General features: G+C 71.6%; 19 protein-coding genes and 1 pseudogene. 13 read left to right on the top strand and 7 right to left on the bottom strand.

What is annotated here, in order from left to right:
* Positions 1-262: 262 nt before the first annotated feature.
* Positions 263-1,384, top strand: coding sequence for a hypothetical protein (locus ACQEU8_RS13845; RefSeq protein WP_433102371.1), 1,122 nt, complete (start codon positions 263-265; stop codon positions 1,382-1,384).
* A 32-nt stretch (positions 1,385-1,416) separates the two neighbouring features.
* Here ACQEU8_RS13845 and ACQEU8_RS13840 read toward each other — a convergent pair whose 3' ends face one another.
* The 3 genes from ACQEU8_RS13840 to ACQEU8_RS13830 form a co-directional block, all read right to left on the bottom strand.
* Positions 1,417-1,917 (bottom strand): NUDIX domain-containing protein, encoded by a 501-nt coding sequence (locus ACQEU8_RS13840; RefSeq protein WP_433100366.1) that lies wholly within the window; start codon positions 1,915-1,917, stop codon positions 1,417-1,419.
* 85 nt (positions 1,918-2,002) lie between these two features.
* Positions 2,003-2,680 carry a YdcF family protein gene (locus tag ACQEU8_RS13835; protein WP_433100364.1) on the bottom strand — a complete coding sequence of 226 codons (678 nt, stop codon included), beginning with the start codon at positions 2,678-2,680 and terminating at the stop codon, positions 2,003-2,005.
* Positions 2,681-2,696: 16 nt separating this feature from the next.
* Positions 2,697-3,809: a helix-turn-helix domain-containing protein gene (locus ACQEU8_RS13830; protein WP_433100362.1), complete on the bottom strand. Its 1,113-nt coding sequence runs from the start codon at positions 3,807-3,809 to the stop codon at positions 2,697-2,699.
* Positions 3,810-3,962: 153 nt separating this feature from the next.
* Between ACQEU8_RS13830 and ACQEU8_RS13825 the strand changes: the two genes are divergently transcribed.
* Both ACQEU8_RS13825 and ACQEU8_RS13820 read left to right on the top strand, forming a co-directional pair.
* Positions 3,963-4,334 carry a hypothetical protein gene (locus ACQEU8_RS13825; RefSeq protein WP_433100360.1) on the top strand — a complete coding sequence of 124 codons (372 nt, stop codon included), beginning with the start codon at positions 3,963-3,965 and terminating at the stop codon, positions 4,332-4,334.
* A gap of 8 nt (positions 4,335-4,342) precedes the next feature.
* Entirely contained in the window at positions 4,343-4,765 is a 423-nt protein-coding gene (locus ACQEU8_RS13820; RefSeq protein ID WP_433100358.1) for an ATP-binding protein, read from the top strand.
* Positions 4,766-4,909: 144 nt separating this feature from the next.
* Here ACQEU8_RS13820 and ACQEU8_RS13815 read toward each other — a convergent pair whose 3' ends face one another.
* Positions 4,910-5,560, bottom strand: coding sequence for an NADPH-dependent F420 reductase (locus ACQEU8_RS13815; protein WP_433100356.1), 651 nt, complete (start codon positions 5,558-5,560; stop codon positions 4,910-4,912).
* Positions 5,561-5,635: 75 nt separating this feature from the next.
* Between ACQEU8_RS13815 and ACQEU8_RS13810 the strand changes: the two are divergent.
* The 8 genes and pseudogenes from ACQEU8_RS13810 to ACQEU8_RS13775 form a co-directional block, all read left to right on the top strand.
* Positions 5,636-5,974 (top strand): annotated as a pseudogene (locus tag ACQEU8_RS13810) (winged helix-turn-helix transcriptional regulator); the annotation flags it as partial.
* Between the two features lie 685 nt (positions 5,975-6,659).
* A complete protein-coding gene (locus ACQEU8_RS13805) occupies positions 6,660-7,958 on the top strand; it encodes an amidohydrolase (protein WP_433100354.1) in 1,299 nt (432 codons plus the stop codon).
* 290 nt (positions 7,959-8,248) lie between these two features.
* Entirely contained in the window at positions 8,249-9,280 is a 1,032-nt protein-coding gene (locus tag ACQEU8_RS13800) for a BMP family lipoprotein (protein ID WP_433100352.1), read from the top strand.
* Positions 9,281-9,341: 61 nt separating this feature from the next.
* On the top strand, positions 9,342-11,198 hold the full coding sequence (locus ACQEU8_RS13795; RefSeq protein WP_433100350.1) for an ABC transporter ATP-binding protein: 1,857 nt from the start codon (positions 9,342-9,344) through the stop codon (positions 11,196-11,198).
* The gene (locus ACQEU8_RS13790; RefSeq protein WP_433100348.1) at positions 11,195-12,370 is read left to right on the top strand and encodes an ABC transporter permease; all 1,176 of its coding nucleotides are present in this window, start codon (positions 11,195-11,197) and stop codon (positions 12,368-12,370) included. Before ACQEU8_RS13795 ends, ACQEU8_RS13790 begins: the two co-directional genes overlap by 4 nt.
* Entirely contained in the window at positions 12,367-13,680 is a 1,314-nt protein-coding gene (locus ACQEU8_RS13785; protein ID WP_433100346.1) for an ABC transporter permease, read from the top strand. The genes ACQEU8_RS13790 and ACQEU8_RS13785 overlap by 4 nt, the downstream gene beginning before the upstream one ends.
* Before the next feature lie 64 nt (positions 13,681-13,744).
* Positions 13,745-14,089 carry a cytidine deaminase gene (locus ACQEU8_RS13780; RefSeq protein WP_433102369.1) on the top strand — a complete coding sequence of 115 codons (345 nt, stop codon included), beginning with the start codon at positions 13,745-13,747 and terminating at the stop codon, positions 14,087-14,089.
* Positions 14,090-14,220: 131 nt separating this feature from the next.
* Positions 14,221-15,495, top strand: a complete 1,275-nt coding sequence (locus ACQEU8_RS13775; protein WP_433100345.1) for a thymidine phosphorylase — start codon at positions 14,221-14,223, stop codon at positions 15,493-15,495.
* A gap of 7 nt (positions 15,496-15,502) precedes the next feature.
* Here the strand turns inward: ACQEU8_RS13775 and ACQEU8_RS13770 are convergent, their stop codons facing one another.
* Together ACQEU8_RS13770 and ACQEU8_RS13765 are read right to left on the bottom strand one after the other, a co-directional pair.
* Positions 15,503-19,561 carry an amino acid adenylation domain-containing protein gene (locus ACQEU8_RS13770; protein ID WP_433100343.1) on the bottom strand — a complete coding sequence of 1,353 codons (4,059 nt, stop codon included), beginning with the start codon at positions 19,559-19,561 and terminating at the stop codon, positions 15,503-15,505.
* Positions 19,562-19,725: 164 nt separating this feature from the next.
* Positions 19,726-21,045: an MFS transporter gene (locus ACQEU8_RS13765; protein ID WP_433100341.1), complete on the bottom strand. Its 1,320-nt coding sequence runs from the start codon at positions 21,043-21,045 to the stop codon at positions 19,726-19,728.
* Positions 21,046-21,148: 103 nt separating this feature from the next.
* On the opposite strand from ACQEU8_RS13765, the gene ACQEU8_RS13760 reads away from it, so the two are divergent.
* Together ACQEU8_RS13760 and ACQEU8_RS13755 are read left to right on the top strand one after the other, a co-directional pair.
* Positions 21,149-22,180: a LysR family transcriptional regulator gene (locus ACQEU8_RS13760; protein ID WP_433100339.1), complete on the top strand. Its 1,032-nt coding sequence runs from the start codon at positions 21,149-21,151 to the stop codon at positions 22,178-22,180.
* Positions 22,177-23,079 carry a class I SAM-dependent methyltransferase gene (locus ACQEU8_RS13755; protein WP_433100337.1) on the top strand — a complete coding sequence of 301 codons (903 nt, stop codon included), beginning with the start codon at positions 22,177-22,179 and terminating at the stop codon, positions 23,077-23,079. The genes ACQEU8_RS13760 and ACQEU8_RS13755 overlap by 4 nt, the downstream gene beginning before the upstream one ends.
* Before the next feature lie 95 nt (positions 23,080-23,174).
* Here the strand turns inward: ACQEU8_RS13755 and ACQEU8_RS13750 are convergent, their stop codons facing one another.
* Positions 23,175-23,978 carry an alpha/beta hydrolase gene (locus tag ACQEU8_RS13750; protein ID WP_433100334.1) on the bottom strand — a complete coding sequence of 268 codons (804 nt, stop codon included), beginning with the start codon at positions 23,976-23,978 and terminating at the stop codon, positions 23,175-23,177.
* Between the last annotated feature and the right edge of the window lie 55 nt (positions 23,979-24,033).

Raw genomic sequence — 24,033 nt, 5'->3', positions numbered from 1 at the left:
GTCCGCGAGTCTCCGCTCCGGCCACGGAGCGGAGCCCGCGAACCGCCGCCCGGGGCACGGGCCGGAGCCCGCGGCACCGCCCGCGAGCCCCGACTCCGCCCCCGGAGCCGATCCCACGAGCTACAGCTCCGAGCAAGCGAGCCCCGGCTCCGAGCCCACGAGCTACAGCTCCGGCCATACGGCGAACCCCGCTGCGGACCCCGCGGCACTCTCCCCGGGCGACATCAGCTCCGACACCGGAGCCGAGTCCGCGTGGGAGCCCGTGCCCGACCCCGGGGGCGGAGCCACCCCTGGGTCGGGCGCGCGGGACGGGGCTCTCGCTTTCGTCGAGAGCCCCGTCCAGCTCCTCAACGTCCTCGAGTGGGCGCACAACCACCCCGCTCCCGACACCGCGACCCCGCTCACCCTCGTAGTACTGCCCCCGCACGACCCCATGACCCGCGGCCAGTTGCGCCGGATGGCCGAGCTGGCCCGCGACGAGGGGATCACGGTGAGCTGGCAGGAGGCTCGCGACGGCCTGGGGGGCGCACTCACCAGCCTGCTCGCCCTCGCCCGCAGACTGCGCAAGGCGCGCACGCTGGTCATCGGCGACCCCTTCTCGCGCTACGTCCAACTGCTGCTCGCCCTCACTCCCGCCCGCGCCGAACGGCAGATCACCGTGGTGGACGACGGCACCGCCACCATGGAGTTCGTCGCCCAACTGGCCAGTGGCGAACGGTTCGTACGCTGGCACCGGCGCGGCGTACGGGGAGGAGCGCGCGGACTGCTCTTCGCGCCGATCTCCCGCCGCGCACGCCGCCGCCTCACTCCCCGCCCGGACCGCAGGCGCCCCGTGGAGGTCTTCAGCTCCATGCCGGTGGAGCCGCCGGAGAATGTGATCGTGACGGCCAACGAATTCGCCTGGACCCGCGCCCGGTTCGGACCGCCCCGGCTGACCAAGGGCGCCGACCTGGTGGGCACCTCCCTTGTGGAGACCGGTGTGGTGGACACCGAGCGCTATCTGGAGGCGGTCGCCTCACTGGCCCGTGAATACGGCGCCACCCGCTACTTCGCCCACCGCCGCGAGAGCAACGAGAAGCTCCAGCAGGTCAGCGCCGCCACCGGCCTGGAGATCGTCCGCCCGGACCTGCCACTCGAACTGGTCGCCCGCCGCGGCCCCGTCGGCCGTACGATCCTCAGCTTCCCCTCCACCGTCGTCCACACCCTGCCGCTGGCACTCGCGGGCACCGCCGTGACCGTGGCCGTATGCGACGTCGACCCCGCCTGGCTGACCCGCACCGCCTCCCCCCGCGCCCAGGGATTCCTCGCCGGCGTCACCGGCACCGCCCGCGGCGCCCGCCGCCTCCCCTCCGCCCTCCCCACCCCACCGGGCCAGAGCGCCTAGCCGTATCTCACAAAGGACGGGCCTCCGCGGTCTCAGTCGGCCCAGCCGTCGAGGGAAACCTGTTGCCCCTCCGAGAGATAACCGTGCAGAGCGTTGGCAGTCGTGTTGACGAATTCCTCGGGGATGGCGTCAGCCCCGACCCAACGGACTTGGGCGTGCTTGCGGGGCTCGCGATTCTCCGGTTCGCCGGACCATTCGTGGGCGACGAAGACGACCGTCAGGAAACCGTTGGGAGCCTCGACGCCCCAGGCGCCGTGGATGATGTGGGCGACGCGGAGGTCTTCCGGCCGCACAGTAACGCCCGTCTCCTCGTACAGCTCGCGGACAGCCGTGGCGGTGACGGGCTCACCGGGATCACTCTTGCCGACCGGGAGATCCCACTGCCCTCGGGCGAACTTCGCGTTGGGCCCGCGCTGGAGGAGCAGGACGCGATCCGTGGCCTTGTCATGGACGATGACCGCGGCGACGAGCAGCGTCATGGAGCCCAGGGCGGGCGGGAGAGCGTCGGGCCGGTCGGTCCGCGGGTGAGCCATGGGGAGGTTCCCTCCGTTCGACGGTGGCGGTCGTGGCGCCAGAGGAGCGGGCCGAGCCCACGTCGTGACCATCTGCGCCGACAGGTCAGGTTGTGATGAGGCGGCTGGTGAAGCCGGCGGTGAGGAGCGACTCGTAGGCGGCACGCACGTCCTCCGGGACGTCCTGCTCGATGGCGAACCCGAGCTTCGGATACTCGATCACCCGTTGGAGGTCGCCGACGAGCATGTCCAGGACCAGCTTCTCGTCTCCGATGCTCTTGACGTAGTCGTCGAGTTCCAAAGGTTCCGAGGCGCAGCACACCTCGGCCTCCGGCCACAGTTTGCGGGCGGTGGCATAGGAGCGGCGTTCCATGTACGGCTTCGAGACGAGGAGCACCGTGGCCGGGGTGATCCCCGCTGCATCGAGGACCTGGCGGGAGTACGTGATGTTGTGGCCGGTGTTGGCAGCGTTCGGCTCCAGCAGGATCGCGGAGTCGGGCACGCCGAGGGACAGGGCGTGCTCGCGGTAGTGAACGGCTTCGCCACGCGGGAAGCGGGCTGCGGTGGTCGGGCTGTTGCCGCCTGTGAAGACCACAGTGGGGAAGAGGCCGGCGTGATAGAGCTTGGCCGTAGTGGTGGCCACCCCCAGATCATGGCTGCCCAGCGCGATCGCGACATCCGCCGGCCGCAGCTCATGGTGCATCTGGTGGTAGTCCCAGATCAGCAGGGCGTTCCGCCAATGCTCGCCGGTCACGGTCTGCTGGCTGTCCGTCGATCCCGTCACTGCCGTCTCTCCCTGGTCAACGGCGCCAAGGGCTGGTCGCCCCGCCGTACATGGACTGCGTACTCCTGATGCCCTCGATGCTGCGCTGCTGGTGGCTGAGGCCGTACTCAGCGGCCACCTTCGCGGCGTTTTCGAGGACTTCAAGACCATCATCCAGGGTGGCCGGGTCCGACAGCAGGATGTGACCGTGAGCCGTGTCCAGGCGTACGCGTTGTATGGGCGAGTCGGTCGTGCCCGTTGTACGGGCAATGTCCATGCAGCGGAGGGCGGAGGTGAGATCGCCCGCACCTCGGTGGGCGAGGGCGAGCTTCTGATGGGCCACCGACCAGTCGTCCGGCTCTGCGAGGTCCTCGAACTCGTGGATGGCGGCGAGCATGACGCGGGAGGCGTAGTCGTGGTTGCCGTCCTTGCTCAGCGCGGTGCCAACCCAGAGCCTGGCACGGGCGCGATCGCGCCGGGAGAGCCGGTCATCGACGGCGAGGGTCTCGTACCGACGGGCGGCCACCTCCAGTTGACCGGACATCTCGGCGACGACCGCCGTGGAGAGGTCGACCTGTGCGACGCGGCGCGGAATGTCGAGCTGCGAAAGGACCGCGCGGGCACCCGCGTAGGAGCGCTGTGCCGACAGTGGTCCGACAATCGCTCCCCGGTCGCGCTGTAGGTCGCCGAGCAGGGCGGTGGAGCGAGCGTAGAGGTACAGGCCCTTGTCGTCCAGCTCGGCCGGTGCAAAGCGGGCCAGCCAGCGGCGCAGCAGATCGTCTGCGAAGCCGAAGTTCTGCCGGGAGAGCGCGACGACCGTCCGGTCCAGGTCATCGGTCCACGTCTCGTACTCCCAGGCGCGGGGGCCGGCCACCGTGACCCGGCGTCGTCCGGCCCCTGAACCGGGCCGCCCGGCCTCGGACAGGTTCGTCTCGAAGCGCAGATGGACAGCAGCGTCCGCGCGGGCGAGGGCCGTGTCGAGGATGGCCTGCGTGTCCTGCCGCGGCTCGGTGGAGGAGAGGAGCTTCTCCCACTTGGAGATCGTGCGCACGCCGACACCGAGATGCGCGGCGAAGGTGCGGACGCTCATGCGCAGGGCGAGCCGCAGGGCCCTGGCTTCCAGGCCGGTCCAATGGTGCACGGTCGCCACGCGTTGCTCCCTTCCGGCCGTCATGCAAGCACGCGTTCCGGGGCCGGGGGGACGGAAGTGCCACGGAAGTGCGACAGGCGGCCATTGGACGAGCGGTGGTCTGTCGCCAAGCTCGAAGAACCAGCCACTTCGAGCCTTTCGGATGGTCACCGTATGGAACCACTCACCGAGCACCGCCCGGTCAACGGACCAGTCGTCTACGGCTACCTACGCCTGGTCCGCTCTTCGCCCACCCGGCACGAGGCCCTCACCGCTTCGCTTGCCGAGTACTGCCGACAGCACGAGCTGCGACTGTCCGGGCTGTTCACCGAGCGCCGCGGTCCGGCCGACGGGGTGGCGGCGTTCTCCGGCCTGCTCGACGTCCTCGAACTGCCGGACACATACGGCGTCGTCGTACCGGCGACCTCCCACCTCGGCCCCAGGGCGATGGCCGCCGAGCGCGAGCGGCAGATCGAGAGGGCCGGTGGCCGGTTGCTACTGGTCCGGCGAAACCAGCGGACTCCGGTTCCGGGCTACCGGAGGTGAGGTACGTCATGACCAACAAGCTGCACAAGTACTTCGAGGCCAAGCCGCGGTCGGTCGGTCTCGCCCGGGAGTTCGTGCTCGTCACTCTGACGTCGTGGGGTATCACCGGCGACCCCGTGGACGACATCCGCCTTTGCGTCTCCGAACTGGCCGCCAACGCGCTGGCCCACGGCACGCGTCGCGGCCACGGCTTCTTGGTACGCCTCTCCGCCGAGGAAGGTTTCGTACGCTTGGAAGTCCACGACAGCCGAGACATCGGCGCCGGCGCGCGCTACCCTCAGGTGCGCGAGGCCTCCGTCACGGACACCGCCGGGCGCGGCCTGCACATCGTCGAACTGCTCGCCGACGGCTGGGGCGTCGAGGACCGCGATCCATACGGAAAGGTCGTCTGGTCCCGCTTCAAGGCCGTCCCCGAGATCCAGCCACTCTGAGCCGCCCTGTCCCCGCCGACCCATTGGCCCTGATGCAAGGAAGAGCAGCCTGCAATCCTTCGAGCGCCCTAAAGAACGCCTCCACGCCCGGGACGGTGCACGCCTCCGCTGTTGATACCGCCCTCGCATGGGGCCGGCCCTCCCTCACAACCCCGCCCCCGCCGCATACGCCAGCGGCGGTGCGATCGCCTGCGCGTCCGCGCCCTCTCCGACCCACAGCGCGATGAACAGGGCGGCGGTCGCCTCCAGCAGTCCTGCCCGTTCGAGGCCGCCTGCGGACACGGGCTCGCAGCCCGCGTCCCGCACGAGTCCACCAACGAGCGCGAGGGCCGCCGCGTCGTCCCCGCAGACCGGGACGGCCAGCGGCCGGCCGTCGAAGACCGGTGGGTTCATCCGCCACACGTCCTCATGGCAGAGGTTGAACGCCTTGACGACCCGCGCGCCGGGGGCCGCCGCGGCCAGCCGCTGTGCCGCCGAGGGGCCGGCTCCGGTCAGCAGCCGGAATCCGGCCCCGACCGGGTTGGAGCAGTCGACCAGCACCTTCCCGTCCAGTGCCGCGCCCAGCTCCCCGGCGACCTCCTGCCCCGCGCCGTACGGCAACGCGGCCAGCACCACCTCGCCGAACCCGGCCGCCGCGCGCGGACTGCCGTGCCGTACGCCACCGCCGATCCGCGCCGCGAGCCGCCGCGCCTTCTCCTCGTCCCGCCCTCCGACGATCACCTCGTGCCCGGCCCGCACCCAGTGGGTGCCGAGTGCGTCCGCCATGTTGCCCGTCCCCAGTACGCCGATCTTCATCGAGAGCCCTCTCCGCCGGATGGTTCAGCTGCTTCCGGAAGGACACTAGGGAGCCCGTCAGGCACCATCTGGTACGTGACGACCGACGCCTTCCTCGCCGACTGCCGGGCCCGCCTCGCCTTCGACCTGCTCTCCAACACCTGGAACGCCGTGGTCCTCTGGGCGCTGCGCGAGGGCCCCAGCCGCCACGGCGAGCTGCGCGAGCGGATCGGCGGCATCAGCTCGAAGGTGCTCACCGAAACGGTACGGCGCCTGGAGTTCAACGGCCTGGTGGCCCGGCACGCCTACCCGGAGGCCCCACCCCGCGTCGAATACGAACTCACCCCGCTCGGCCGCATCTTGCTGGCCCCCATCGACACCATCGGCGCCTGGGCCTTCGAACACGGCGACGAGGTCATGGCAGCGCAGGACCGCGCCCTCAGCGGGGCGGATCAGGACACCGTTCCCCCTCCCGCGGACACACCAGCGCACACCGCACCACCAGCTGCCCATGCGAATACGAGTAGTAGCCCGCATACGCGTCCGCACCCCGATCGACACAGCCCCGCAGATTCGCCAGCTTCCCCTCGACGTCCCGGGGTGGCACCGCCCGGACTTCCCTCTCCAGCCAGGCACAGACCTCGTCCCGGTCAGTGAACGTCCCCGCCCGCATCGACTGCGGCTTCCGGAACCACTGGCTGATCGTGTTCGGCGGAACGGCCGCCTCAAGATTCCGCGCCTCACCGCTGAGCCTGGTCGTACGGGACGGCATGGATCCGTCGAGCCATGCCCTTCCCCTCCCTCGTCGAGTGACCGGACCATTTCGCACAGTAGCCGCCCCGAGTCGGGCGATGCGGGCCGTCCGGGAAGTCGGCGCGGAGGTTCGGTCGGGCGGTGTGCGGGCACCCGGTGCAGGCGAGCTCGGTCGGGGCAAGTGGCGGCGGGCCGACAGCCGTGTCGGGGCAGTGCTTTCAGGGGAGGGGTGCTCGGCGAAGCTCGTAGGTATACCCAGCCGCATCTGGACATAACCGCCGCCCAGCCTAGATTTTCTTCCCCTGGAGGGTTGAACTTTGGTGGATCTCTAGTGAGTTGCGGTGTCAAGGGGCCTACTCTTCGGACCATGAACGAACTCCTGTCCCCTGCAGCACCGGAGGTAGACGCACGCGGGGCCGCCGGCGTACTTCCCGAGCTGCCCGGCCGGCTGACCGAATCCCTCCGCCGCGAGCTCATCGCTTTCCGTCGCGACCTCCATATGCACCCAGAGCTGGGTAACCAGGAGTTCCGCACGACCACCGCCCTCAAGACGAGGCTCGAGCGGGCGGGGCTGCGTCCCCGGGTGCTTGCCATGGGCACCGGACTCATCTGCGACATCCACCCGGCGGCGGGCGAGGAGGGCGGACAGGACACCGAGCCGGTCGGGGCCGGGGGTGCCCCGCCGCAGGCCGCCCCGCCCATGCTGGCGCTGCGTGCCGACATCGACGCGCTGCCCATCCCGGACACCAAAGAGGTGCCCTACCGCTCCACGGTGCCGGGCCGCGCGCACGCGTGCGGGCACGATGTGCACACCACCGTGGTGCTCGGCGCCGGCCTGGTGCTGGCGGAGCTGGCCCGCGCCGGTGCGCTGCCCCGCCCTGTACGGCTGCTGTTCCAGCCCGCCGAGGAGGTGCTGCCGGGCGGCGCCGCGGACGCGGTGGACTGCGGGGTGCTGGACGGCGTCGGTTCGATCCTCGCCGTGCACTGCGACCCCCGGGTGGACGTGGGCCGGATCGGGCTGCGCGCGGGGCCGATCACCTCGGCCTGCGACCGGCTGGAGGTGGTGCTCAGCGGCGCGGGCGGGCACACCGCGCGGCCGCATCTGACGACGGACCTGGTCACAGCCGCCGCGAAGCTCGTCACCGAGGCGCCCGCGCTGCTGGCCCGCCGGGTGGACGCGCGCTCCGGGCTGTCGCTGACCTGGGGCCGGATCGAGTCCGGGCACGCGCCGAACGTGATCCCGCAGCGCGCCGAGCTGTCCGGCACGCTGCGCTGCCTGGACCTGCCGACCTGGCGCGAGGCGCCCGACCTGGTGCACGCGGCCATCGACGAGCTGGCCACGCTGCACCGGGCCAAGTGCGAGCTGACGTACGTACGCGGTGTGCCGCCCGTGGTCAACGAGCCCTCGGCGACGGCGCTGCTGCGCGAGGCGATGGCGGCGCGCTCGGGCGCGGCCGCCGTGGAGACGACGGAGCAGAGCCTGGGCGGCGAGGACTTCTCCTGGTATCTGGAGCACGTACCGGGCGCGATGGCCCGGCTGGGGGTGCGGCCCGTCGGCGATCGCCGTACCCGCGATCTGCACCAGGGCGATTTCGACGCGGACGAGGGCGCGATCACCACCGGCGTCGAGCTCTTCACGGCCGCCGCGCTGCTGCACCGTTCGTGAGGTGGAGAGGGACGGGAGGGACCCGGGCCGCCGAAGGGTCGGGCCCCCTCCCGACGGCCCCTCCCCAGCGCCCCCGCCACCATCTCCGCTCCCACCCCCGAAAGCCCCCATCACCACGGGGATAAAAGGGGCAGCTGCGTGGAAGTCGCCGCCGTTCGCGACGATCCGATAACAGCGGTTCCCGTCTTCTTCTGCTGGAAATCTACGCGCGTTAATCTGTGGCCGTCTCAAGGGCCGGAACCCTACTGCGGTGCCGGAACCGGTGCTCCACGACTCGAAGGGGACTCCTGTTGCGTCGGGTAACAAAGCTGGCTGCCGCGGTCACCGCCACTGCGGCTCTCGCACTGACGGCCACCGCGTGCGGTGAGAGCTCTACGGAGTCGGGTGGCAAGAAGAACAAGGGCGTCGGACTCGCTTTCGACGTCGGCGGCCGGGACGACCACTCGTTCAACGAGGCGGCGGCCCGCGGTACCGACAAGGCCGAGAAGGAACTCGGCGTCAAGACCAAGGAGATGACCGCCGGCAACAACGAGACGGAGGAGACCCGCGAGCAGCGCCTCTCCTCCCTCGCGAAGGCGGGCTACAACCCGGTCATCGGGGTCGGCTTCAACTACGGCAAGTCGGTCAACAAGGTGGCCAAGGACTTCCCCGACACCACCTTCGGCGTGGTGGACGAGCAGTCCCACACCAAGAACGTCGTCGGTATGACCTTCGCCGAGAACGAGGCGTCCTACCTGGTCGGCGTGGCCGCGGCCAAGAAGACCAAGAGCAACAAGGTCTCCTTCATCGGCGGCGTGGACAACGCGCTCATCCAGAAGTTCGAGGCGGGCTACGTCAAGGGCGTCAAGGACACCAACCCCAAGATCAAGGTCGAGGTCGACTATCTGTACAAGGAGTCCGACAAGGGCTTCAACGACCCCGCGCGCGCCAAGAGCATGGCCAAGGGCATGCTCGCCCGCGGCAACGACGTGATCTACACGGCGGCCGGCCAGTCCGGTGCCGGATCCATCGAAGAGGTCAGCAAGAAGAAGGGCGCCTGGGCCATCGGGGTCGACTCCGACCAGTACCGGCAGAAGGGCCTGGAGAAGTACAAGGACGCCATCCTGACCTCGTCGGTCAAGAACGTCGACGTCGCCGTCTACGAACTGATCAAGAGCGTCAAGGACAAGAAGCCGCTCAAGGGCAACCAGACCTTCTCCCTCAAGGAGAAGGGCGTCTCGGTCGCCACGTCCGGCGGGTTCATCGACGACGTCAAGGGCGACATCGACAAGGCCAGCGAGAAGATCACCTCCGGCAAGGTCAAGGTTCCGGCCAAGCCGTGACCTGAAGGCGACGGCACCGTACGCAGCGCGGCGCGTACGGTGCCGCCCGCAGTCCCGCACCATGAGCCGTCACCGCCCACAGGGCGGACGACGGCGGTCGGCCTCAGGCCCAGCAGCCCAGCAGGTAAGCCCGCGAGCAAGTGAGCCGGTGTCGGCCTCAGCGCCAGCAAGGGAGCGCGTCAGTCAAGTGTCCAGCGAGTCCAGCGGCAGCAGCGGCGCGCCGTCCGGGGCGGGCCAGGAGTCCGCGGCGGCCGTCGAACTGCGCGGCATCACCAAAAGATTCCCCGGCGTCGTCGCCAACCGCGACATCGACATCCGGGTCGAACGCGGCACCGTGCACGCCCTCGTGGGCGAGAACGGCGCGGGCAAGTCCACCCTGATGAAGATCCTCTACGGCATGCAGCGGCCGGACGAGGGCACCATCAGCATCGACGGCGCGTACGTCAATCTGCACAGCCCCGCGGACGCCATCGCCCGCGGCATCGGCATGGTGCACCAGCACTTCATGCTGGCCGACAACCTCACCGTGCTGGAGAACACCGTGCTGGGCGCGGAGAAGCTGCACGGCATCGGCTCCCGCGCCCGCAAGAAGATCAAAGAGCTCTCTGACGCCTACCAGCTCGGTATCCGCCCCGACGTCCTGGTCGAGGAGCTCGGCGTCGCCGATCGGCAGCGGGTGGAGATCCTCAAGGCCCTCTACCGCGGCGCCCGCATCCTCATCCTCGACGAGCCCACGGCCGTGCTGGTCCCGCAGGAGGTCGACGCGCTCTTCGCCAACCTGCGCGAACTCAAGGCCGAGGGCCTGACGGTGCTGTTCATCTCGCACAAGCTGGGCGAGGTGCTCTCCGTCGCCGACGCGATCACCGTCATCCGGCGCGGTACGACGGTGGCGTCCGTACGGCCCGAGGAGACGACGCCCAAGCAGCTCGCGGAGCTGATGGTCGGCAGCGAGCTGCCGTCGGCCGAGACCCGCGAGTCGACCGTCACCGACGAGCCGATGCTGCGGGTGGAGGGCCTGCACCTGTCGGCCACCGACCCCGACGGTGGCCGGCGTACCGTACTGGACGGGATCTCCCTCACCATCCACAAGGGCGAGGTGCTCGGCGTCGCCGGTGTGGAGGGCAACGGCCAGGCCGAACTGGTCGAGGCCATCATGGGCATGAGCGACCCGGACGACGGCACCGTCACCCTCGACGGCCAGGACATCTCGCACGCGCCCACCCGCATCCGGCGCGAGAGCGGCATCGGCTACATCCCCGAGGACCGCCACCGGCACGGGCTGCTGCTGGAGGCCCCGCTGTGGGAGAACCGCATCCTGGGCCACGTCACCGAGAAGCCCAACGCCAAGGGCCCGGCGCTCGGCATCCCCGGCGCGCCCCAACTGCTCGCCCTCAAGGAGGCGCGGGCCGACGCCGAGCGGATCGTCGCCGAGTACGACGTACGCACCCCCGGCATCGAGGTGACCGCCGCCAGCCTCTCGGGCGGTAACCAGCAGAAGTTCATCGTCGGCCGGGAAATGAGCCACGACCCCAAGCTGCTGATCGCCGCGCATCCCACCCGGGGTGTGGACGTCGGCGCGCAGGCGCAGATCTGGGACCAGATACGCACGGCCCGCCGCGAGGGCCTGGCCGTGCTGCTGATCTCCGCCGACCTGGACGAGCTGATCGGCCTCTCGGACACCCTCCGGGTGATGTACCGGGGCCGCCTCGTGGCGGACGCCGACCCGGCGACCGTCACCCCGGAGGAGCTCGGCTCGGCCATGACCGGCGCGGCCACGGGTCATCTGGAGGGCGCCGCGGAGCCGGGGGATGCCGCGGAGCCGGGGGACGCCGCGGGACCCGAGGACGCCGACGAGCCGCAGGACGCGGACGACAGCAACGACTCCCGGAACGAGCCGGAGAGGGGAGGCGACAAGTGAGCCGTCTCAAGGACAAGTTCAGCGCCCAGGCCGTACTCCAGGCGCTGGCCGCGCCGGCGCTCGCCCTCCTCGCGGCGTTCCTGCTCTCCTCCGCCGTCATCGCGGCGACCGGCAAGGACCCGTTCCACGCCTTCTTCGTCATGATCGACTTCGGTTCGAAGAGTGACAGCCAGGTGTGGATCATCAACAAGGCGATCCCGTACTACCTGTCGGCGGCGGCCGTGGCCATCGGCTTCCGGATGAACCTCTTCAACATCGGGGTGGACGGGCAGTACCGGGTGGCCGCGTTCTTCGCGGCGGTCGTCGGCGGGGCGCTCGCGCTGCCCGGCGCGCTCCAGATCCCGCTGATCATCATCGTCGCGATGGCCGTCGGCGCACTGTGGGCGGGTATCGCCGGTGTGCTCAAGACGACCCGCGGGGTCAGCGAGGTCATCACCACGATCATGCTGAACTCCATCGCGGGTTCGCTGATCGGCTACTTCCTCGCCGAGGACAAGCTGGCCGTCAAGGACGGCAACCTCTTCCACACGCCGAACATCCCCGCCTCCAGCCACTTCTTCCTCATCCCGACCACACCCGACCCGATCTACGGCACCGTGATCATCGCCGTCGTCATCGGGCTGGCCTACTGGTTCGTGCTGGGCCGCACCCGCTTCGGCTTCGACCTGCGCGCTGTGGGGCGCAGCGAGTCGGCAGCCTCCGCCAGCGGCGTCAGCGTCCGCCGGATGGTCGTCACCAGCATGGTGCTCTCCGGCGCCGTCGCCGGCCTGGTCGGCATCCCGACGCTGCTGAACAAGTCCTTCAGCTACGGCACCGACTTCCCCACCGGCGTCGGCTTCACCGGCATCGCCATCGCCCTGCTGGGCCGCAACCACCCCATCGGCATGGCACTGGCCGCGCTGCTGTGGGGCTTCCTGGAACGCACCGGCCTCCAGCTGGAGTTCGAGGGATACGCGCAGGAGATCGTCGGCGTCATGCAGGGGATCATCGTGCTGTGCGTGGTCATCGCGTACGAGATCGTCCGCCGCGTCGTCCTGCGCAGGCAGCAGAGCGCGGTCGGCGCCGAGCTGAGCGCCCGGAGCGCCCAGGGCGGCCAGGACGGCGACCAGGACGCAGAAGGCACCCAGAGCGAAGAGAGCACCCAGGACAAGAAGGCGGGGAGCACCGCATGAGCACCACAACGTCCTCCTCGTCCGCGTCCTCCGCGCCGAAGAACGCCACCGCCGGGCCCCCGGCCCCGGGCGGCAGGCGCAAGCTGTCCTACCCGGTCGTCCTGCTGCTCATCGCCGGCGGACTGCTGCTGCTCTCCCTCATCCGTGTCGTCACCGGGGACGAGCAGCTCAGCAACAGCGACCAGTTCTCCTCCGCGCTGAGCGCCGCCGTCCCCATCGGGCTGGCCGGGCTCGGCGGGCTGTGGGCCGAACGGGCCGGCGTGATCAACATCGGCCTCGAAGGCATGATGATGCTCGGCACCTTCGCCGCCGGCTGGATCGGCTGGCAGCACGGGCCGTGGATGGCGATCCTCGCCGGTGTCGTCGGCGGCGCCCTGGGCGGACTGCTGCACGCGCTGGCCACCGTCACCTTCGGCGTCGACCACATCGTCTCCGGTGTCGCCCTCAACATCCTCGCGCTCGGCCTCGTCCGCTATCTGGCCAAGCTGTGGTTCGGCGCCCCCGGCAGCGAGGCGGCCGAGGCAGGCGGCAACGACAAGCAGTCACCGCCGATGAGCGACATGCCCAGCTTCACCGTGCCCGGCCTCGCCGACGGGCTGGGCAGCATCGAGAAGCACCACTGGTTCCTCGTCTCCGACCTGGCGGGCATCCTGCGCGCCCTGGTCGACGACGTCTCCCCGGTGACGCTGCTGACCGTGCTGCTCTTCGTCGGCAGCTTCTTCGTCCTGTGGCGGTCCTCCTTCGGACTCCGGCTGCGCTCCTGCGGTGAGAACCCGGTCGCCGCCGAGTCGCTGGGTGTGAACGTCTACACCTACAAGTACGCGGCGCTGACCGTCTCCGGCGCGCTGGCCGGGCTCGGCGGCGCGTTCCTCGCCGTCGGCGTGCACATCTACCAGGAGAACCAGACCGGCGGTCGCGGCTACATCGGTCTCGCCACCATGATCTTCGGCAACTGGCGCCCCGGCGGCGTAGCCATGGGCGCCGGACTCTTCGGCTTCATGGACGCGCTGCGCGTCGTCGGCGGCGGCACCACGGTGCACGCCATGCTGCTGCTGATGGCCGTGCTGCTGGTCGGGCTCGCCGGCTGGAAGCTGCGTACGGGCCTGCGCAGCGCCCGTATCCAGGCCGCCGTCAGCCTCGTCATCGCCGTACTGCTCGTGCTGTGGTACGCGCTGACCGAGACCGTGGCACTGGAGTTCGTCGAGATGACGCCGTACGTCACGACGCTGCTGGTGCTCTCCCTCGCGGCCCAGCGGCTGCGTGCGCCACGCGCGATCGGCAAGCCGTACCGCCGGGGCGAGGGAACGTAGCGTGGACGCCGTGCACAAGGCGGACATCGACTGGAACACCCTGCGCGAACAGGCCCGGCAAGCCATGTCCCGCGCGTACGCCCCCTACTCCGGCTTCCCCGTCGGTGCCGCGGCACTGGTCGACGACGGCCGTACGGTGACCGGCTGCAACGTGGAGAACGCCTCCTACGGGCTCGGCCTGTGCGCCGAGTGCGGTCTGGTCTCCGAGCTGTTCGCCACCGGCGGCGGCCGGCTGGTCGCCTTCACCTGCGTCGGCGGCGACGGCGCTGTGGTCGCCCCCTGCGGGCGCTGCCGCCAACTGCTGTGGGAGCACGGGGGCGGCACCCTGCTGATGGAGGCACCCTCGGGGGTGCGCCCTCTCTCGGAACTGCTGGTGGACGCCTTCGGGCCGGACGATCTGGCCCGCTGACCGATACCGGTCACGGACCCGCTGACCGACACCGGTCGTCGAAGAGGACCCACCGGCCGTCGGGAAGGACCCACCGGTCGTCGAAAAGGAACCACCGGTTCGTCGAAAGGAACAGGTAGACATTCATGGCCATGGACGCCATCTCCGTCATCCGCGCCAAGCGGGACCGCCACGAGCTGACCGGCGAGCAGATCGACTGGGTCATCGACGCGTACACGCGGGGCGTGGTGGCCGACGAACAGATGTCGGCCCTCGCCATGGCCGTCTACCTGAACGGCATGACCCGTACGGAGATCTCCCGCTGGACGGCGGCGATGATCGCCTCCGGCGAGCGGATGGACTTCGGCGGCTTGGACCGTCCCACCGCCGACAAGCACTCCACGGGCGGCGTCGGCGACAAGATCACCCTGCCGCTGGCCCCGCTGGTGGCGGCCTGCGGCGCGGCCGTCCCGCAGCTCTCCGGCCGCGGCCTCGGCCACACCGGCGGCACCCTCGACAAACTGGAGTCCATCCCCGGCTGGCGCGCTTCGCTCACCAACGCCGAGATGATGGAGGTCCTCCGGGATGTCGGCTCCGTCATCTGCGCGGCCGGCGACGGCCTGGCCCCCGCGGACAAGCGGTTGTACGCCCTCCGTGACGTCACCGGCACTGTGGAATCCCTCCCGCTGATCGCCTCGTCCATCATGTCCAAGAAGATCGCCGAGGGCACGGGCGCGCTGGTCCTGGACGTCAAGGCGGGCTCCGGCGCGTTCATGAAGAACGTGGAGGACGCCCGCGAACTGGCCGCCACGATGGTCGAACTGGGCCATGACCACGGCGTACGGACAGTCGCCCTCCTCACCGACATGAACACCCCGCTCGGCCTGACGGCGGGCAACGCCCTCGAAGTCCGCGAGTCGATCGAGGTCCTGGCGGGCGGCGGCCCGGCGGACGTCGTGGAACTCACTGTGGCTCTGGCCCGCGAAATGCTCGACGCCGCGGGCCTGCCGGACGCCGACCCGGCCAAGGCCCTCGCCGACGGCTCCGCCATGGACGCCTGGCGCCGCATGATCACCGCCCAGGGCGGCAACCCCGACGCGGAGCTGCCCACGGCGAGGGAACGCCATGTGGTGACGGCGCCGGTGTCCGGCGTCCTGACCCGCCTGGACGCCTACGCCGTCGGCCTGGCCGCCTGGCGCCTCGGCGCCGGCCGCGCCCGCAAGGAAGACCCCGTCCAGGCAGGAGCGGGCGTCGAGTTGCACGCCCGCCCCGGCGACCAGGTCACAGCCGGCTCCCCCCTCCTGACCCTCCACACGGACACCCCGGACGCCTTCCCCTACGCGGAGGCCGCACTTGAGGGAGCCATCGACATCAGCGCATCGGGTTCGTTCGCACCGGCACCACTGATTTTGGACCGGATCGGCTGACACCCCTCTATCGCGCCTCCAGCAGCCGCCCCAGTACCCGTCCCACCGCCGCCATCGGTTCCGGTTGGCCCATGGCGGAATGGGTGCAGGGGATGTCGTGGAGGGTGAGGGTGCCGGTGAGATGGGAGTGCCAGGCTTCGGGGTCGGTGGCGTCGTCCGGGGCGGTTTCGGTGGCGCGGAAGTAGTGGGCGTCGCCCTGGTGGACGGCCGGGGACCAGGTCGCCCGCAGGGTCGCGTAGTGGGCCAGCATGCGGGTGACGGCGGTCAGTTGGGCGTCGTCGACCAGGTCATGGCCGACGGCCTCGGTGACAAGGCGGCGGACGACGGACGGGTCGGCGTCCGGGTCGAGGCGCGGCGTCCGGTCGAGCGGCGCCGAGTCCAGCAGGGCCAGCATGCCGATGTCCTCGCCGTCCTCCTGGAGGCGGGTGGCGACGGCGTGCGCCAGCGCGCCGCCCAGCGACCAGCCGAGCAGCCGGTAGGGCCCGCGGGGTTGGACGGAGCGGATGCGGGCCACGTACTCCGCGATCAGGTCGGGGAAGCTCGCGGCGAGCTCGTCCGTCGGGCGCAGGCCCTGCGCCTGGAGGGCGTAGACCGGTACGGACGGCGGCAGATGCGGCGGAAGAGTGGCGTAGCACCAGCCCAGCCCGCCCGCCGGATGGACGCAGAACAGCGGCGCGGCGTCACCTGCCGTACGCAGCGGCAGCAGCATGTCGTAGGCGTGGTCGGCGGGGGGCCGCGGGCCTGCCGCAGTGTCGAGCAGCTTCGCCAACTGGCCCACGGTGGGCGCCTGGTACAGGGCACCGAGGGAGAGCTCGGCGCCCAGCTCCGTATGGATACGGGCCAGCAGCCGGGTGGCGGCCAGCGAGTGGCCGCCCAGCGCGAAGAAGTCGTCGTCGAGCCCGGCCTCGGTCACATCGAGGACCTCGGCGAACAGCGCGCACAGCGTCCGCTCCCGCTCGCTGGCCGCCGTACGGGGCTGCCCGGCCCCGTCCGTGCGGCCGGCCTGGTCCGGGAGGTCGGCGGCGAGAAGTGCGGCGCGGTCCAGCTTGCCCTGCGGAGTCATGGGCAGCGCCTCATGCGTGTAGAAGGCGGCGGGCACCATGGCGGAGGGCAACCGGGACGCGGCCCACGAGCGCAGCTCGGCCGGATCCAGCGAGGGCGGCGCGGACAGGGGGGAGGGGCTGCCGTCGCCGGACGCGTGCGGCTCGGACAGGGGCGCGGGAGAGGGGCGGCCGTTGCCGGACGCACGCGGCGCGGGCACCACGTGCGCCGCCAGATGCACAGGCCCGCTCTCCGGATCGTCCCCGGCCCGCTGGACCGCGACGGCGACCTGTGCCACATGCGGATGCCGGGCCAGTACGGACTCGACCTCCTGCGGCTCGATCCGTACGCCGTGCACCTTCAACTGCCCGTCGGTGCGGCCGAGATACTCCAGTACGCCGTCGTCCGTCCACCGCACCAGGTCCCCGGTGCGGTACATCCGCGAGTACGGCCCGTCCGCGTCCGAGGGGTCGGCCGCCGCGAACGGGTCGGGCAGGAACTTCTGAGCCGTCAGCTCGGGTGCGCCCAGATATCCGCGGGCCACCTGGGCACCGCCCAGGTGGAGTTCACCCGGGACGCCCGGCGGCACCAAGTGGCCGTGCCGGTCGAGTACATAGGCGCGCAGGTTGTGCCCGGGGCGGCCGATGACCGGCTGGGGGCCCTCCCGGTCGAGGCGGCACCAGACGGCGTCCACCGCGCACTCGGCCGGGCCGTAGCAGTTGTGCACGGCGACATCGGTCAGGGCACGCAGCCGCTGCCACAGGACGGGGTCCACCGCCTCTCCGCCGACCAGCAGCGTGCTGGGGCGGTGGTGCTGTCCCGGGTCGAAGAGCCCGGCCGCCAGCAGGGCCCGCACATGGGTGGGGGTGAGGGCGAGCAGGTCGATGCGCTGCTCGTCGATACGGGCGGCAAGGGCGGCCGGGTCGTGGCGTACCCCGTCCTCGATCAGGTGGAGTTCGTGCCCGGCGGCCAGGCACAGCCACGCTTCCCAGGAGGCGTCGAAGCAGAACGAGGCGGTCTGTGCTGCCCGCAGCCTGCGCCCGGCGGCCTCGGCCGCGGGGGAGAGGAGCGCCGTGCGGTGGTCGTGGTACAGGTTGGCCAGCTGCCGGTGCTCGACCGCCACGCCCTTGGGGCGTCCGGTGGTGCCGGAGGTGAAGGCGATGTACGCCACGTCGTACGGCCGCAGCGGTCGCGGCCGGTCGCGGTCCCCGGGGTCGGTCGCCGACTGCTGCGCCACCTCGCGTACCGTCGCCGCCGCGTCGACGATCAGCAGCGGTGCGCCCTCCGTCGGCACACTGGCAGCCGATTCACCGGCCGTCAGTACGCACACCGGCGCCGCGTCCGTGAGCATCTGCCGGGTGCGTTCGGCGGGGTGGTCGACGTCCAGCGTCAGGCAGGCGGAGCCCGTCTTGAGGACGGCCAGCAGCGCGACGGCGTAGTCGGCGGTGCGGGGCAGGGCGAGCGCCACGGTGCTGCCGGGGCCCGCGCCCCGGCCGAGCAGCAGGTGCGCGAGCCGGTTGGCCCGCACGTTGACCTCGCCACGCGACAGCCCGGTTCCGCCGCACACCAGCGCGCTCGCCCCGGGCTCCTCCCGTACCCGCTCCTCGAAGGCGGCGTGCAACGGCACGAAGGGGAAGGCGCGTTCGGGCCCGCGCCCCCAGGCCAGTACGCGCTCCCGCTCGGCGGCCGTCAGCAGCTCCACGTCCGTCAACGGGGTCGCGTCCGTCGCGGCGGCGAGAGTACGCAGCAGCGCGAGGAAACGGCGATGGTGTGCGGCGATCCGCTCGGTCGGATAGACGTCGGGATCGGCCTGGAAGTCGATGCGCAGGGAACCGTCCGAGGGACGGTCGTAGACGTTGACGGCCATGCCGGTGACCGGGCCGTTGGACAGGTTGTGCAGCGTGGCCGGATGCCGCCCGAAGCTGATCTGCTGGTCGTGGAGCATCACATTGATGCCCCAGTCCTCCATCCGCCCCGCGGCGGGCCGCCGGGCGTGCGGGCCGCGCACCAGATTGACGTAGCTGTAGCGCTGGTGCCGCAGCAGGGCCTTGGCCTGTGCGGCGGTCTTGCGCAGCAGTTCCCCGACGGTGCCGTCCGACGGCTGCGGGACGCGCAACGGCAGCACATTGGCGACCATGCACGGTACGTCGCGGGTCGCGGGACCGCGGGCCGCCACCGTCATGTCCACCACGGCGTCGTCCCGCGCGTCATCGGCGAGCCGGTGCACATACAGCGCCAGCGCCGCCATGGCCACGGTCGCGATACCGGTGCGGGCGGTACGCGCCAGCGCGCGCAGCTCCCCGGCGGTTCCGGCGTCCAGATGGCCGGTCTCCCGAACGAAAGCAGGCGCCGGTTTCGGCAGCCGGCCCGAGGTGGCGGGCGCGGAGACGGCGCACCGGGCCAACTCCTCGGCCCAGTAGGCACGGTCGCGCTCCTTGCGCTCGGAGCGCGCGTAGGCGGCCTCGTCCTCCAGTGCCTGGCGCAGCGGCGCCAGCCGGGACGGCGGCACGGGCGCGCCGCTCTCCAGCGCGGTGTAGACCTCGGCGATCCGCGGCGCGAACAGGCTGTTCGCGTAGCCGTCCATGAGAATGTGGTGGCTGCTCAAGTAGAGCAGGAAACACTCCTCGGCCGGGCGCAGTACGGCGAACGAGAACAGCCCGGCACGGTGCATGTCCATCGGGGCTCGCAGATCGGCCCACATCCACTCCTGCGCCGCCGCGTCGGGGTCGGCCGCGCCCCGCAGGTCGATCAGCGGGAACGGCCAGTCGGCGCAGGGCTCGACGATCTGCCGTACGTCCTCGTCGCCGTCCGGCCCGCCGGGGACGAACCGTACGCGGAGCGCCTCCGTCTCGAACACGGCCTGGCGGAGCGCCCGCTCCAGCAGCGCCACGTCGACGGCGCCGTGGATCTCGATCACCTCGGCGGGCCTCAGGCAGGCGCTGTCCGGGGCAAGCTGCTGCGTGAACCACATCCCCGACTGCGCCGCCGTCAACGGCAGACCCTCACCGATGTCGAACCTGGCCATCCGTACCAACTCCCGATCGCAGCCTCACGTCTGGGAGCACAACGAGAAGGGCAGGGGAGAGGGCACCTTCACAGCGGAAGGCGTCCTCCGGGCCGGGAGAACGCCTTCCGGGCGGGGCCCTTCGAGCAGTACGGCGCACGCGCTCGCACACGCGCGGCGCACTCTCAGGCGCGCGCCAGCACCACCGCGCGGCGGGTGGCGTACAGGGTGATCCCGGCGGCGAGCACCATGGCGCCCAGTGCCAGCGCGACGGTGGCGGCCCAGCCGCCCGCGGCGAACGCGACAGCGCCCAGCGCGCCGCCGAGCGAGCTGCCGATGTAGTAGCTCATCTGGTACAGCGCCGAGGCCTGCGCGGCCCCGTGGGTCGCGGTGTGGCTCACCGAGCCCGAGGCCACCGCGTGTCCGGCGAAGAACCCGGCGGTGATCAGGACGAGGCCCGCGACCACGGCCACGATGCTGTCGGCCAGACTGATCAGCAGCCCCGCCGAGGCGGTGCCGATACCCAGGTACAGCGTTCCGCGCCGGCCGAGCCGCGCGTTGAGCCGGCCGGCCGTGGCCGCCCCCGCGGTACCCACCAGGTAGATGACGAAGATCGAGCCGACCAGGCCCTGCGAGAGCCCGAACGGCTCGGCCACCAGCCGGTAGCCGATGACGGTGTAGACCGCGCCGAACACCGTCATGAACAGCAGCCCGATCGCGTACAGCCGCAGCAGCAGCGGATTGCCCAGGTGCGCGCGTACCGTCGCGGCGACCCGGCGCGGGTGCAGGGGGACGGGGGTGAAGTGCCGGGCCGGCGGCACCAGCAGCCGGAAGGCGACCGCGCACAGCAGCGAGGTGACGGCGACGGCGCCGAGCCCGGCCCGCCAGCCCCACGCCTCGGTGACCCACCCGGTGAGAATGCGCCCGCTCATCCCGCCGACGCTGTTGCCCGCGACGAACAGCCCGACGGCGCCCACCAGATGCCTGGCCCGCACCTCGTCCGACAGGAACGCCATCGCCGAGGCGGGCACGCCGGCGACGGCTGCCCCCTGGAGCGTCCGCAGCGCGATCAGCACCGGCAGACTGGGCGCGAACGGGATGACGAGGGCGAGCGCCACAGCGACCGCCATGGAGACGGTCAGCATCCGGCGCCGCCCGAAGCGCTCGGAGAGCGCCGCCAGCGGCAGCACCGCGACGGCCAGCCCGATGGTCGCGCCGGAGACGGTCCAGCTCGCCTGGTCGGGAGCGGCGTGCAGGGCGTGGGAGATCTCGGGGAGCAGCGCCTGGGTGGAGTAGAGCAGCGCGAACGTCGACAGACCGGCGGCGAACAGCGCGAGCCGCATCCGCCCGTGCCCGGGGTCACCGGGGCTCAGCTTCGTGGCGTCGGAGTGCTTCGCCGCACAGGAGTGCTTCGCCGCGTCGGAGTTCTCGGAAGTCGGGGAGGTGCGAGTGACAGCTGAGGCGTCCACCGGTGCGGTGGACGCCCCGGTATCAAGAGCAGGCATGCCTCGAACGTACGACCCCGCATTTCATCCGTCCAATGCATGAAAGTGCGAGAATCGATCCCCACACGCATCATCGCAGCTAACAGCAGTCCGGGGGAGCCACTTGTCACCGTCACGCAACAGGAAAGACACCTCCGCCACACCGTCACCCGACGACGCCGCGTCCTCGGCAGCACTCTCCCTCACCCCGCGCCTCGCACAGTTCGCCGCCGTGGCCCGGCACGAACACGTCACCCGTGCCGCCCAAGAGCTCGGCATCCCGCAGTCCTCCCTCAGCCGTGCCCTCGCCCGGCTGGAGGAGGACCTGGGCGTCGCCCTCTTCGCACGGCACGGCCGCGCCCTCTCCCTCACCCCGGCAGGCCGCACCTTCCTCGCCTCCGCGGAGCGCGCGCTGGCCGCCGTCGAACAGGCGGCCGAGGCCGTACGGTCCGACGCCGACCCCGCCACCGGCAAGGTCGCCTTCGGCTTTCTGCACACCCTCGGCTGGGAGACGGTCCCCGGACTGCTGCGCGCCTTCCGCGCCGACCATCCGCGGGTCCGCTTCGCCCTGGTGCAGAACTACGGTGAGGCCATGCTCGACCGACTCCGCGCCGGCGAGCTGGACCTGTGCCTCACCTCGCCCATCCCGGAGGCACCCGACCTGGTCGCCCGGCGCCTGGACGAACAGCGGCTGCGGCTGGTCGTACCGGACGACCACCGGCTCGCGGCGCGCAAGCGGGTGCGGCTCGCCGAGGCGGCCGAGGAGTCCTTCGTCACCCTGGAGCCCGGCTACGGCATGCGGCGCATCCTCGACACGCTGTGCGCCGAGGCCGGATTCACCCCCCGGATCGCCTTCGAGGGCGAGGAGGCCGAGACCATCCGCGGACTGGTCGCCGCCGGTCTCGGCGTCGCGCTGCTGCCGCCGCCCGTCCTCCCGCGGCCCGGCGTACGCGAACTGACGGTCACCGCGCCTCGGGCCGTCCGCGAGATCGGGCTCGCCTGGTCGGCCGGGCGCCCCGACACCCCGCCGGTCGCCGCGTTCAAGAAGTTCCTGCTCAGCCGCAGGGGCCGGCTCCTGCGCGCCGAGCCGACCCCCGAACCCGCCCGGCCGGCGGCCGAGCAGCCCGCCCACCCCGCATCCCAGGAGGCCCCATGACCCCGCACGCGCACGGCCACCAGCACTCCCACACGCACCACGCCCACTCGTCCACCACCGAGCCCGACTGGGCGGCGCTCGCCGCGCACCTGGAACGCGACGCCGAACTGAAGGTGTCCTTCCTGGAGGACGCCGCCGCCTGGCTGCACGACCTGTTCGGCCACCGCCAGGTCACCCGCGTCCTCGACTTGGGCAGCGGACCCGGCGTCACCACCACCGCGCTGGCCCACGCCTTCCCCGGCGCCGAGACCGTCGCCGTCGACAGCACCCCCGGACTGCTGGAGCGGGCCCGCGCCCGCGCCGAACGCGAGGGCTTGGCCTCCCGCATCACCATCCGGCAGGCCGAACTCCCCGCCGACCTGCCCGAGCTGGGCACCGCCGAACTCATCTGGACCAGCAACGTCGTCCACCACCTCGGCGACCAGCGCGCCGCACTGGAGTCCTTCGCCGCTGCGTTGCGACCCGGCGGCGTACTGGCCGTACGCGAGGGCGGCCTGCCGACCCGCTTCCTGCCCCGCGACATCGGCATCGGACGGCCCGGTCTCCAGGCGCGGCTCGACGCCGCCGAGGAGGAATGGTTCGCCGCGATGCGCGCCGAACTGCCCGACCACACCCACACCGTTGAGGACTGGCCCGCGCTGCTCGTCGCCGCCGGACTCGCCCCCACCGGCAGCCGCACCTTCCTCACCGACCTGTCGGCCCCGCTGGACCCGGTCGCCCGCGCCCATGTACGCGCGCGCGTCGAACGCTTCCGGGAAAGTCTGGCCGACAGCCTCTCCGAGGAGGACTGCGCCACCCTCGACGCGCTGCTGGACGACACGTCCGCCGACGGCATCCTCCGCCGCCCGGATGTCTTCTATCTGACGGCGACAACTGTCCATACGGCCGTACGGACCTGAGGGCCGGGGAGGGGTTGCCCCTGCCCGATGTCTGCGGTCTGCGGACCCGTTGCGGCTTGTCGCGCAGTTCCCCGCGCCCCTTCGGGGCGCAGCCCCTACCGCAAGTGCTTGCCGAAGCCACTCGCCAGCGGCATCCGCAGGCCCAGCGGTGGGGGAGCGGCCAGCGCGTCGGTCAGGGGACGGCACAGATCGCCCCCGCACAGGGTGCCCAGGACGAAGTCCTGGGTGAGGGCGGCGACTTCGGAGGCGTACCCCCGCAGACCGTGCCCATCGGTGTGCACCTCGAAGCGGCACACCTTGCTGTTGACCTTCTTCGCACGCTGGGCGAGGCGGAAGGAGAGCTCGGGGGCGCAGCGGGTGTCGTTCGTACCGTGCACGATCAGCACATGGCGGCCCCGCAACTGCTGCACGGGCTCCTCGTCGTCCGTGCCCCCGGGCCCGTCCGGCGCCTCCCGCAGCAGCGGGGCCAGGGCCACCACCGAGGCGACGGCCTGGTGCCCGGCGGCGCGCAGCGCGGCCAGAGCGCCGATGTCGGTACCGACCAGGCAGACCGGCACGTCCCCGTACCGCCGCACCACTTCCTCCACCGCCCACTCGGTGTCGGCCGTGCACTCCGCCGTACGGCTCACGGCACCGCCCGCCGCGGCGCCACCCCGGTCCCGGCTGCCGTTGCGGTAGTGCACGATGTGGGTGACCAGAGGGTCGTCGTCCGAGGTGGCGCGCCCCAGCCGGCGCGCCAGCGGTACCGCGGAGGCCGCCGCCAGCGTCGCCCCGCGCCGGGCGCCCGCCACCGGACCGCCGCCCGGCAGTAAGAGGACGACGGCGTGCGGGGCCCTCCCCACCGCCCCACGGGGCCGTCCCAGTCGTGTTTCCCTCCCGGGCAACGATCGCTGAGCCATGGCGCAACAATGGCACGCCGTAACGCGTTCGTAAGGCAGTTGACAAAGCACATGC

This window comes from Streptomyces sp. CA-250714, assembly GCF_050936705.1.
Lineage (GTDB): Bacteria > Actinomycetota > Actinomycetes > Streptomycetales > Streptomycetaceae > Streptomyces.
Note: the sequence above shows the minus strand (reverse complement) of the source record. Positions and strands in the feature narration are given on the sequence as shown.